The organism is Erythrobacter sp., assembly GCF_023653175.1.
Lineage (GTDB): Bacteria > Pseudomonadota > Alphaproteobacteria > Sphingomonadales > Sphingomonadaceae > Erythrobacter.
The window spans coordinates 1-11,115 of sequence record NZ_JAMNXL010000118.1 but is presented as its reverse complement, the minus strand read 5'-3'; the positions used below and the strand labels follow the sequence as shown (position 1 = coordinate 11,115).

General features: G+C 67.7%; 9 protein-coding genes. 5 read left to right on the top strand and 4 right to left on the bottom strand.

The annotated features are described in order from the left end of the window. The 4 genes from NBV68_RS13035 to NBV68_RS13020 all read left to right on the top strand — a co-directional run. The coding region (locus NBV68_RS13035; RefSeq protein WP_296310458.1) for a TonB-dependent receptor at positions 1 to 1,896 on the top strand (1,896 nt) is incomplete at its 5' end. A 169-nt stretch (positions 1,897 to 2,065) separates the two neighbouring features. Beyond that, positions 2,066 to 3,007, top strand: a complete 942-nt coding sequence (locus tag NBV68_RS13030) for a hypothetical protein (RefSeq protein ID WP_296310457.1) — start codon at positions 2,066 to 2,068, stop codon at positions 3,005 to 3,007. A gap of 1 nt (position 3,008) precedes the next feature. Next, positions 3,009 to 4,247, top strand: a complete 1,239-nt coding sequence (locus NBV68_RS13025) for a 7TM domain-containing protein (RefSeq protein WP_296310455.1) — start codon at positions 3,009 to 3,011, stop codon at positions 4,245 to 4,247. 1 nt (position 4,248) lies between these two features. Next, on the top strand, positions 4,249 to 5,160 hold the full coding sequence (locus tag NBV68_RS13020) for a sugar-transfer associated ATP-grasp domain-containing protein (RefSeq protein WP_296310453.1): 912 nt from the start codon (positions 4,249 to 4,251) through the stop codon (positions 5,158 to 5,160). Between the two features lies 1 nt (position 5,161). Here NBV68_RS13020 and NBV68_RS13015 read toward each other — a convergent pair whose 3' ends face one another. From NBV68_RS13015 to NBV68_RS13000, 4 genes are read right to left on the bottom strand one after another with little or no spacing between them, the layout of a single operon-like run. Next, positions 5,162 to 5,734, bottom strand: coding sequence for a GDYXXLXY domain-containing protein (locus tag NBV68_RS13015; RefSeq protein WP_296310452.1), 573 nt, complete (start codon positions 5,732 to 5,734; stop codon positions 5,162 to 5,164). Further along, positions 5,731 to 6,870, bottom strand: coding sequence for a DUF2157 domain-containing protein (locus NBV68_RS13010; protein WP_296310451.1), 1,140 nt, complete (start codon positions 6,868 to 6,870; stop codon positions 5,731 to 5,733). Before NBV68_RS13010 ends, NBV68_RS13015 begins: the two co-directional genes overlap by 4 nt. Before the next feature lie 49 nt (positions 6,871 to 6,919). Beyond that, the gene (locus tag NBV68_RS13005) at positions 6,920 to 8,017 is read right to left on the bottom strand and encodes a substrate-binding domain-containing protein (RefSeq protein WP_296310450.1); all 1,098 of its coding nucleotides are present in this window, start codon (positions 8,015 to 8,017) and stop codon (positions 6,920 to 6,922) included. 39 nt (positions 8,018 to 8,056) lie between these two features. After that, positions 8,057 to 9,118: a substrate-binding domain-containing protein gene (locus NBV68_RS13000; protein WP_296310448.1), complete on the bottom strand. Its 1,062-nt coding sequence runs from the start codon at positions 9,116 to 9,118 to the stop codon at positions 8,057 to 8,059. 208 nt (positions 9,119 to 9,326) lie between these two features. Here NBV68_RS13000 and NBV68_RS12995 point away from each other — a divergent pair, with 208 nt between their 5' ends. Next, entirely contained in the window at positions 9,327 to 11,069 is a 1,743-nt protein-coding gene (locus NBV68_RS12995) for a diguanylate cyclase (protein WP_296310446.1), read from the top strand. Positions 11,070 to 11,115: the final 46 nt, after the last annotated feature.

Genomic DNA, 11,115 nt, shown 5'->3' with positions numbered 1-11,115 from the left:
CTGTTCGGCACGGCCAGCGCGGTCGGCGCGATCAGCCTCGTCTCGGCCAAGCCGCGCCAGGGCTTCTCGGCCGAAGTGCGCGGCGGCTACGGCAACTTCAACCAGACCCTCCTCGGCGGCTATGTCAACATCGGCAGCGACACCATCGCCTTCCGCCTCGCGGGCGAGTGGCGCACGCGTGACGGCTATGTCGAGAACCTCAATCCGAACCAGGAAGAGGAACTCTACGCGCAGGACCAGCTCGGTCTGCGCGCCTCGCTGCGCTGGACGCCGACCGACGCCACCACCGTCGACCTGATCGGCACCTACGACCAGCAGCGCAACGGCGGCACGCCGTTCATCTCGGGCCGCTTCCCGGCCTTCGCCGGCGCGCCGGGCGGGGCGGCCAACGCCTTCCGCGACGCGAACCTCAGCGGCTATCCCGCGGGCGCTGCGGCACTGGGCGACGACCAGCTCGGCCTCAACCGCGAGGTCTATGACCTCAACCTCACCATCGACCACCAGTTCGAGGACGACTGGAGCTTCACCACCGTCAACGGCTACCGCGAGTTCGACAGCGCCGAAGTGTTCGACGCTGACGGCACCGCCGCGCCGTTCCTCGAGTTCGCCGAGCTCGCGCAAGGCTGGCAGGTCAGCCACGAAGGGCGCTTCACCTATTCGGGCAAGACCCTGCGCGCCAGCTTCGGCTGGAATGCCTTCATCGAGGACGGCCGCCAGAACGTGCCTTTCGCGACCGAGGAAGGCGTCTACCTGCAGTGCCTTTTGACCCTGTTCGGCGCGCCGGTTGCCAGCCGCCCGTTCGGGGCCGCCCCTTGCGTCGCGGCGGACGGCAGCGTGCCGACCCTCGGCCTCGCGCCCATCCAGTACAACTCGGTGTTCGAGAATCAGGGCCGCAACGAGGCCTATTCGCTGTTCGCCGATGCGACCTGGACGCTGGGGGACAGCCTCGAGCTGACTGCGGGCCTGCGCTGGCTCAACGAATACCGCCGCTCGGGCTTCTTCGCCGTCGTGCCCAATTCGCAGCTGAGCGGCGCGCCGCTGATCCAGGGGCAGATCGACACCCGCGGCCAGACCTTCACCGCCGATGACCGCTTCAATGCCTGGCTTCCGCGCTTCAACGCGCTGTACCGCATCAGCGACGACGTTAACGTCTTCGCCACGGTCTCCAAGGGCCGCCGCTCGCCGGTCATCAACGTCTCCGCGCGGCGCAGCGGCACTGCGGTGCTGCCCAACGTCAACAACATCGCCGAAGAGACCGTGTGGAACTACGAAGGCGGGTTGAAGCTCGCCACCGGCAGCGTCTCGGGCTCGGTCGGCGTCTACTATCAGGTCTATAACGACTTCCAGGTCTCGGTCGCGCAGCTCGATGCCAACGGTAACCCGACCGGCGCCTTCGTCACCGCGAGCGCGGGGCGCGCCTCGAACCTCGGTGTCGAGGCGGAACTGGCGGTCGACGTGACCGACTGGCTGCAGGTGTTCGGCAATTTCGGCTATATCGACGGCGGGATCGACGAGGACGGCGCCTTCTCGCCGGCCTTCTCGGGCGCGCGCTTCCGGTTGCAGCCGGAATGGCAGGCATCGGGCGGGATCACCATCGACAAGGAGTTCGATAACGGCATCCGCGTCTTCGCAACGCCGAGCGTGACCTATCGCAGCCAGATCTTCTTCGAAGTGCCCAACAACCCGCTGATCTCGCAGGATGCCGTGACGTTAGTTAACGCACGCGCGGGCGTCAGCTTCGCGGAAGGCAAGTACGAGCTCGCCGGCTTCATCCGCAACGCGACCGATGAAGACTACCTGCTCGACGCGGGCAACACCGGCGGGGCCTTCACCATCCCCACCTTCATTCCCGCCGAGCCGCGCTTCTACGGGGTCGAAGTGACCGCGAAGTTCTGATCGCGCGCCTTTCCGGCACACGGCGGCGGGGGACCTTCGGGTTCCCCGCCGCTTTGCTTTTCAAGAGGATGACGGCGACCCCTTGCGCTGTGTCAAAAGTTTATAAATCCAATTAGCAAATTCTAAACATTAGCCCCCGTAAGTCCGCTTGGTTAACGGGGGCTTCACGATGTCGATCACGAGGATTGCACGCGCGCTGGTACCAGCCCGCAAGACTTGGCATATCGCCGCGCTGACCCTGGGTCTGGTCGCAGCAGCACCGCTGGCGGCTGCAGATGAGCCGGGCTGGACGCTCGAACCCGATGCCCGGATCGATATCCAGGCGGTAAGCGCCCAGACCACCACCCGCGACGAGGATCTGGTGATCGACGGCGAGGCGCTGTCGGTGCGCGCGCAGGTGGGGCTCGGCATCGAAAGCAAGCGCACCCGTGTGCGGCTCGAGGCCGACCGGGTCGAGGTGTTCCGCCTCGGCAGCGGGCGCGATGACGTCTCGCGCGACAGGCTGACCGCCAGTATCGAGCATGATCTCACCGATACCTTCGAACTACAGGCGCAGGTGCGGCGCTACGACGACCTGGTCACGGTCGAATCCCCCGATACCGACGCGTGGGAATATTCCGCGCGCGCCACCTTCGAGCCGACGCGCGAGAACCGCTTCCGGGTGCAGGGCACATGGCGCGAGCGGCAATACGACAACGGCGCAGGCCCCGCGACCGCTGGCGAGGGCGAGCGCATCGATGCACAATATCGCCGCCGCTTCGGCCCCTATCATTACCTCGCCTTCGACCTGCGCACCGAAACGATCCGTTCGGACGACCCGCAGCGCGGCTACGAGCGCGATTCCGCTAGCCTTGCCTATACCCGCCCGATCGGCCCCGACCTGCGCCTGCGCCCGGCTATCGAGTTGATCAAGACCCGCTTCGATGGCCGCACCGCCGACGATGGCCCGCTGCGCCGCGACCGGCAAGTCGTCCCCGAGGTCGAGCTGCTATGGTGGCCAGGCAAGTGGCGGATCGAGGCCGAGGCGAAATACGTCTTCTTCTCGAGCAACGAGAGCGCGCGCGAACGCCAAGGTTACCGCCTCACGCTGTCGATCGGATACGTCTTCTGAGATGATCGGACGCGTCGGCCAGATCTGGGCGAACGCAACACCGCAGGTCCGCCGCCCGTTCTATATCGGGCTGGCGGTCGCGGCGGTGCTCGCCGTGCTGGTCGGCCTCGGGGTCGCCAATACCGAGACCTTCCTCGCGCTGCCCTCCTCTTTCGAGGGGGTCGCTTCCTCGCAGGCAATCTGGGGTCTCAAGCCTTCGAACCTGCTGATGGTGCTGCCGCTGGGCTCGTTTCTGGTGGTGCTGGCGAGAAGCTTCATCGGGCTGAAGGCCTTCGGCCTGTTCACCCCGATGCTGATCGCGGTGGCATTCCTGCAGATCGGCCCGGTGATGGGTCCGGTGGTGCTGTGTTCCTCGGTGCTGGTGGGGATGATCGTCACCCCTCCGCTGCTCAAGCTGCGCATGACCCGCGTCGGCTTCCTCGGCGTGCTGATCTCGCTGATCGTGCTGGTGCTGGCGGGCCTGCAGCAGATGCTCGACACCCAGCTTCAGGTTGATGCCTTTCCGGTGATCGTCTGCGCTCTGTGCGTCGAGCGGTGGTGGAAGCAGTGGGGCAAGGACGGCGCCAAGCCGGCCGCGAAGATGGCGTTCAACACCTTCGCGCTGGCCCTGATGATCGAATTCGTGATGGTTTCGGACTTCGCGCTGGCGCTGATCGATTGGTCGCCGCTGCTGATGCCCGCGGTCACCGGGGTCGCGATCGCGATCCTCGGGCGGTATCGTGGCCTGCGCCTGTCGGAAATCGGGCGCTTTGCCCCGATCTGGCTCGAGCGGCGGCGGCGGGCCAAGGCTGCGGCGGCCGAGGCCGAAGCGCTCCCGGATGGGGTCGAGGAGGATCGCCGCGAGGGCCTGCCCGATACGCGGCGCGTGCCCGAGCCCGAGCGAGTGCCCCAGCCCGAGCCGATCCTGGAGCCGCCGCGCCTGCCGCGGCGGGCGGCATACCGCAAGCCGCAATTCCGGCCCCTGCATCGAAGTCACGGCATGGTGCTCGCCGCGCTGGCCGGGCGAGCCCCGCCGCTCGATGGCATGTGGGTGATCGGATCGCGCGACGAGTTGAGGCCCGGCGCAAGGCGCCGCGTGCCGCAGATCGACCCGGATCGCGGGGCCCTTCCACGGCCCCGCCTTGTCGCGTCTGGGGGGCGCACCGTGGCCGAGTGGGCGGAGGAGTGGCCCGATGATGAGCTCGGCGGGCGCCCGCCCATCCACAATGCCTGGGTAATCCGCCGCGTGGAGGACGTTTAGAATGTTCGGCCTATTGAACCGCTGGCTCGGCCTCGGGGAGGGCGGGCTGATCGAGGGCGAGATCCTCGGCATCAACATGCGCAATGCGCTGATCCAGAAATACAACCCGCGCCACGCGATCGAGCGGGCGCGCGACAAGGTCGCGGCCAAGCGCGCGCTCGAGGCGGCGGGGATCGCCTGCACCGGCACCGTCGCGGTGCTCGAGGATCACCAGCAGGTCGCCGATTTCAAGCCCAGCCGCGACATGCCCGATGCCTGGGCGATCAAGCCCGCGCGCGGATCGCAGGGGGACGGGATCCTCCTCGCGGTGCGGCGTGAGGGGAATACCTGGTACAAGGGCTCGGGCGCGGCGCTGCCTGAAGACATGGTGATGCACCACATCCAGAAGGTCGTCGACGGCGGCTTCTCGGGGGATTCGGCGGCCGAGGATGCCGCGCTGATCGAGCCGCTGATCATCGCCGACCCGGCGCTGTCGCGGATTGTGCCCGAGGGCCTGCCCGACCTGCGCGTCATCAGCCTCCACTACACCCCGCTGATGGCGATGGTGCGCCTGCCCACCATCGAGAGCGACGGCAAGGCCAACCTCCACCAGCGCGCGATCGGGGCGGGGATCGACATGGAGACCGGCAGGATCACCCGCGCGGTGGTCAAGGGCACGCCGATCACCCACCACCCCGACACGGGCGTCAACCTCATCGGCTTCGAGATTCCGGGCTGGAAGCGGGTGCTGGAGCTGGCCTCGCGCTGCGGCCCTGCGGTGGGTCTCGGCTATTGCGGGGCGGACATCGTGCTCGACGTCAATGACGGCCCGCTGGTGATCGAGGTCAATGCCCACCCGGGGATCGAGATCCAGAACATCTGTCAGGCAGGGCTGAAGTCGCGGATCGCGGCGACGGGCGAGGATTTCCGCTAGGCTACTTGTCCATCACCGCAGGCGGGGCAAGCGGATCGAAGGGCGAGAGCGGGGCGGCTCCCGCCGGCGCATCCCGCTCGGCGATTTCTTGCGGGGTGAGCGGGCGGAAGCGGATGCTGATCGGCGTGAAGCTGCCATCCTCGCGCTGGCGGATGGTCACGATCCCCCGCTGGTCGCGGTTCTGGAGCTGCTGCTGCAAGGCCTCGGCGCGCTTCTGGCCGATGTAGAGACGGCCACTGAGAAGGCCGTTCATGCGATAGATGCCTGTAGCATCCAGCCGCACCGGATGCGGGCAGACCTGCCCCCGCGTGGCAACGCCCACTGTCTCAAGGTGGGGTGCTTTCCCTTCGAGGCACAATTGGCCGAGCGGGCCGCTGCTGCCCGACTCATCGTAACCCGGCCAGTCGTAGGAGAACTCGACATAGTGCCCGCGCAGGTAATCGCGCGGGTCGTAGCCGACGATGGGCACCTCCCATTCGGTGCCGGTGTGATAGGTGCGGTCGCTCTGCACCCATAACGCTCCGAGGCCGAGGAGCGGGAGGACGGCGGCGAGAAGGCGGGCGGCGCGCATCATGCCGCACCCTCCGCGCGCGGGGCGAAGCGCTTCGACACCCGCACCGCGCCCCATGCCACGCCGAGGATCATCACGCCTGCAAGGATCAGCCCCAAGCCGTTCATCAGCAGATCGCCCGCCAGCTCGAAGCTGAGGATGATGAGCCGCAAGGCGATTACCCCCACCGCCTGCTGGAACCCCCGCCGCCACTGTGCGGCGAGGGCGGCGGCGCCGATCCCGGCCCACAGCGCGAAGAACAAGGCGGCGGCGGGGATGGTCGTGTCGTTCACCGCATAGGCCAGCGGCATGACCAGTCCCGAGCCCGCGATGATCGCGCCCGCCATCTGGCCCGAGATGCCCGGCCGCGCCAGCACAACCCCGATTCCGCCCGCAACCAGCACCGCGCCGCAGGTCAGCACGCTGGCGAGGGCGTGGTCAGGGCCGCTGAACCCGTCGAAGCTCGCAAAGGCGCAGGCGAGCGATCCGCCCGCCACGGCATAGGCGAGCGCGAGCTGTTCGAGCCGTTCCCAGAAATCCTCGCGCCCGCTGCGCGCGCCCAGCCACGTAGCGAGCGGGGCGAGGAGCACCGGCAGCGCGATCACCAGGGCGAGCCAGATGCTGCGGATCAGATCGGGCTCGTCCCCGTATCGGTCGCTTGCCCACACATATTCCCACGCGGTCCACACCGCGCCGCCCATCACCGCCAGCGCACTCGGCCAGCTCCGCCCGGTCAGCAGCAGCAGCGGCGCGAACAGCGCGAGCCACAGCGCGAGCGGCTGCCACAGCGGCGACGAGGTCTGATAGACCTGTCCCAGATGCCCGAAAAAGGTGAGGCCGAGCGCTGCGGTGACGAACACCAGCGCCTCGACAATCCATGGCGAGCGGGCAGCCAGCTGCTCCTCCCGCGCGAACAGCAGCCCCAGCAGCCCCCCGATCAGCGCCAGATGCACGGCGAGACGGACGAGCCCGGGAATATCCTCCCAGTTCGCCGCCACCACCGACACCACGCCGAGCCCGATGGCGAGCGCGCCGATCCCCCACACCGCCCAGAGCAGAAGCGGTCGCGAATGCGCGTCCTCGTAGGCCAGCAGTCGCTCGCGCGTCGCGGCGTCGATGACGCCGGCCTCGTGCCATTCGGCGATCTTGCGCGCGCTCATGGCGGGCAGACTAGCGGCCTGCCCGCCATGCCGCAATCACTTGAGAGCCTTACTGCCCGCTGTCGAGCGCGGCCGCCGTCAGCACGGTCTGGTTCTGGATCGCGGCGGCGGCCCGCGCCTGACGGTCGGCGGCGAGCGGCACCAGCCCGATCTTGGCGAGCACGCCGTCCGCGCCCCAGCTCTGCGCCCATTGGGCGAGGAACTTGTCGAGCCCCGGGGTGACCGGCAGGTTGGCCTTCTTGACGTAGATAAAGAGCGGCCGGCTCGCCTCGTAGCTCCCGTCGGCGATGGTCGCAGGGGTCGGCAGCACCCCGTCGAGCGCCAGCGGTTTCACCGCCTTGGCGTTCTTGGCGAGGTAGGAGTAGCCGACAATCGCGATCGCCTCGGGGTTGGAGGCGACGCGGCGCACGATGAGGTCGTCCTGCTCGCCCTGACTGCTGAAGGCGCTGTCGCTGCGCAGCGCGTGGCAATCGCGCTGGAAGCGTTCCGGATCGCTCTTCTCGAACGAGGCCATCGCGCTGTTCTGGCGGCAGCCGGGCTCGACCACGAGGTCAAGCAGCGCCTCGCGGGTGCCCGAGCTTTCGGGCGGGCCGTAGACCATGATCGGGGTGGCCGGCAGCGACGGGTCGACATCGGCCCAGGTCTTGGTGGCCTGCTCGCGGCCGAAGGGCTTGTTCGCAATCGCGCGGTAGACATTGTCGCGGGTCAGCTTGATGTCGATCCCGCGGTCGGTGGCCGAGGCGAAGACGATCCCGTCAAGCCCGACCTCGATCTCGATGATCTCGCTCACGCCGTTGGCGGCGCATTCGGCGAATTCCTCGCGGGTCATGCGGCGCGAGGCGTTGACGATGTCGGGGGTGGTCGCCCCGACCCCGGCGCAGAAGGCGACGATCCCGTCGGCGGTGCCCGATGAGGCGACCTGCGGCGTGGCGACGCCTTCATTGGCGGCGACAAAATCCTCGGCGACCTGCTTGGCGAAAGGATAGACGGTCGATGAGCCGACCACGCTGATCGCCTTGGCGGCGGCATCCTCGGGGCTGTCGCCGCAGCCCGAAAGGCCGAGCATGGCAGCCAGTGCCAGCAGCACCGCCGGAGCGCGCGCCGCACCGTGTTTGTTCAGCGAAATCCCGTTTGCTTCAGACATCATTCCCTCCCCTCGTGGTCATGAGTCCATGGAGAAGCAGGTCTATTCGGCTTCGAGCTCGGCCTTGGTGAGGATTGTCAGGTTCTGCACCTTGGCGGTGTTGGCGGCCATCGTCTCGGCGGGCATGGCGACCATGCCGATGCGCGCGAGCGGACCGTCCTTGCCCCAGCTCTTGACCCACTCCTTCATGAAGTCCTCAAGGCCCGGGATAGCGCGCATGTGCGACTTCTTGACGTAAACATAGAGCGGCCGCGCACCGGGGTAGGAGAAATTCGCAATATTCTCGTAGGTCGCCTGCACCCCGTTCATCGGCAGATCCTGCACCTTGTCGAGGTTTTCCTCGAGGTAGGAATAGCCGAAGATGCCGACGATCCTGGGGTTGGCGACGATCTTGTTGACGATCAGGTTGTCCTGCTCGCCCTGATCGGAATAGGCGCCGTCGTCGCGGATCTCGGTGCAGATCTGGCTGTATTCGGTCTCGTCCTTTTCCTTCAGCGCCTTCATCGCCGGATCGGCGTCGCAGCCGACGTGGAGGATCAGTTCCTTGAGGGCATCGCGCGTCCCCGAGGTGCTGGGCGGGCCGTAGACGAGGATCGGCTCGGCGGGCAGCGCCGGGTCGACATCGGCCCAGGTCTTGGCGGTCTGCGGCTTGCCATATGGGCGCGCGGCGAGCGCCTTGTAGACCGTCACAGGCGAGAGGTTCAGCATGATCCCGCCCTTGGCGGAGGCAAACGCGATCCCGTCGAGCCCGACCTGGAGTTCGATCACCTCGTCGACCTTGTTCGAGGCGCAGGTGTCGAATTCGGACGGCTTCATCCGGCGCGAGGCGTTGACCATGTCGGGGGTGTTGGGGCCGAGTCCCGAACAGAACAGCTGGATGCCGTTGCCCGTTCCGGTGGACTCGATCAGCGGCGAGCGCATGTCGGGGAAGGTGCGCGAGAAGTTCTCGGCGACCAGCTTGGCGAAGGGATAGACGGTCGAGGAGCCCACCGCATGGACCGATTGCGCGCCCGAGGCGCCGCCCGTATCGCAGGCGGAAAGTGTGGCGGCGGCAAGCGCCAGAACGGCGCCGGTCTTGCAGAGGGCGGTGATGGATTGCGGCATGATGGATCCCGGTCGGCGCCAGCGGCGCGAGGTTTTGCGCATGGTGGGCTAGGGGGCTTTCGTGACAGGTGCGTTACTTGCCGCATGCCGCAGGGCCGCACACGACCGCATCCCTGGGGCAAGTCTCTCAAAAGGCAGCAAATTACATCCAAAATGGAGCAAACCCGCTTAACAGCATCGTAAGAGCTTGCATGGTAGGCCTGCGGGCATGGCACTCTTGCGCCTCCTTTCCCGGCTCGGCATGGTCGCCGCAATGCTGGTGCTGCTGGCTGCCCGACCGGCTCTGGCTGACAACCACAGCGTGCCGACCCATGCCCCTGCCTGCCACACGGCGAGCGGTCTTGCGACCGGGCTCGACGCGATGCGCCCGCGCGCCGGGTGGAACTGCGACAACACCGGCTGGCGTTCGGACGTGCCCGCGGTGTGGCTGCGCTTCGAGGCAGCAAGCTGGAAGGACGGCGCCCTCCCCCGCCACTTCTTCTCCCGCACCGCCCGCTTCCGCTCGATCACCTTCCATGCGATCGACGCAGACGGAGCGGTGCGCAGCCTCTCGCTCACCGAGGCCGACGGCAGGCCCTTTGCCGCCGGCCCGGTGTTCCAGCTGCCGCTGCCCAGGATAACGCCTGCGACCACCACGCTCATCGCCCGGATCGAGGCGCCGCATTCGGTGCCGCTGCTCACCGAGGCGCGCATCACCCATGATCCGCTACGGGCCGACTGGTCGCCGACCGACATGATGCTGCTCGCCTTCGTCGCGGGCATGCTGGTGCTTCCGCTCCTGTTCGACATCAGCTTCTTCGTGGTGCTGCGCGAACGCTTCGTGGTGCTCCACGCCGCAATGGTCACGGCGATGATGACCTATGTGCTGACCGCCGGCGGGCTCGCCTCGGCCTTCGTCACGCTGCCGGTGGCGGTGATGGCGGTAACGGGCGCGCTGTCATGGGCGGTTGGCGTGGGGATTTCGGCGCTGTTCCTCGCCTGCTTCCTCGAGCGGGGCGCGCAATCCTGGACGATGCGGCGGATGACCATCGTGACGGGCTGGTTCACGATGATCGTGCCCGGCTTCTTCGCGCTGCAACTCGATTCCACCCAGCGTTTCGACGATGTCGGCTATTTCGTCACCTTCCTGCCCGCGATCATCGTGATCAGCACGGCGGTGATCGAGGCGGTCCTGCGCGGCAGCCGTTCGGCGCGGTTCCTCGCCATCGCCTGGGCGCCGATCATCATCGCCTCGGTCGAGCGCCTGCTGCGCGGGCTGGGCTGGCATGTCGGCCCCTCGAGCCTCGACCAGATGCTCTATGTCGCGGTCGGGATCGAAGTGGTGGTGATCAGTCTCGCCATCGCCGACCGCTTCCTCGCGCTGCGCCGCGAGCGCGATGCAGCGCTGACCGAGGCGAAGATGCTCGAGCAGATCTCGGCGCGCGATTCGCTCACCGGCCTGATGAACCGCCGCGCGATCGAGGCGCGCTTCGACGAGCTGCTGGCGCAGGGCTTCGACACCTTCGCGCTGGTCGATCTCGACCGCTTCAAGGCGATCAACGACGTCCACGGTCACCAGGTCGGCGATGCGGCGCTGGTCGCCTGCGCGAGCGCGATCCGCGCCTCCGGGGATCGCGATGCGGTGGCGGTGCGCTTGGGCGGTGAGGAATTCGTAGTGCTGCTGCGCGGCCCCCGCCCGATCGAGCGCGCCGAGGCCTTGCGGCAGGCGATCCCGATGCGCATCGCCAAGGAAGTGCCCGGGCTCGACATGCCGGTGACCGCGAGCATGGGCGTGGTGGTGCTCGCCGACGCCGATGCGTCGAAGATGGTCTTCGCCGAATTCTACGCCCGCGCCGACGCGCTGATGTACGAGGCCAAGGCGAGCGGCAGGAACCGGTTGTGCTACGAACGCCTCACGGTGTTCCGCTCTGCGCCCGAGGGACGCCGGGTCAAGGACGAGCGGGCGGCGTAGTTTGCTTTCAGCGGCCTATCGGCGGCGCAGACCTCCCGCCCCGCCT

What these genes read in the sequence shown, in the direction of transcription:
- NBV68_RS13030 (WP_296310457.1), top strand. Translation starts at nt 2,066, where the DNA reads ATGTCGATCACGAGGATTGCACGCGCGCTGGTACCAGCCCGCAAGACT.
- NBV68_RS13025 (WP_296310455.1), top strand. Translation starts at nt 3,009, where the DNA reads ATGATCGGACGCGTCGGCCAGATCTGGGCGAACGCAACACCGCAGGTC.
- NBV68_RS13020 (WP_296310453.1), top strand. Translation starts at nt 4,249, where the DNA reads ATGTTCGGCCTATTGAACCGCTGGCTCGGCCTCGGGGAGGGCGGGCTG.
- NBV68_RS13015 (WP_296310452.1), bottom strand. Translation starts at nt 5,734, where the DNA reads ATGATGCGCGCCGCCCGCCTTCTCGCCGCCGTCCTCCCGCTCCTCGGC.
- NBV68_RS13010 (WP_296310451.1), bottom strand. Translation starts at nt 6,870, where the DNA reads ATGAGCGCGCGCAAGATCGCCGAATGGCACGAGGCCGGCGTCATCGAC.
- NBV68_RS13005 (WP_296310450.1), bottom strand. Translation starts at nt 8,017, where the DNA reads ATGATGTCTGAAGCAAACGGGATTTCGCTGAACAAACACGGTGCGGCG.
- NBV68_RS13000 (WP_296310448.1), bottom strand. Translation starts at nt 9,118, where the DNA reads ATGCCGCAATCCATCACCGCCCTCTGCAAGACCGGCGCCGTTCTGGCG.
- NBV68_RS12995 (WP_296310446.1), top strand. Translation starts at nt 9,327, where the DNA reads ATGGCACTCTTGCGCCTCCTTTCCCGGCTCGGCATGGTCGCCGCAATG.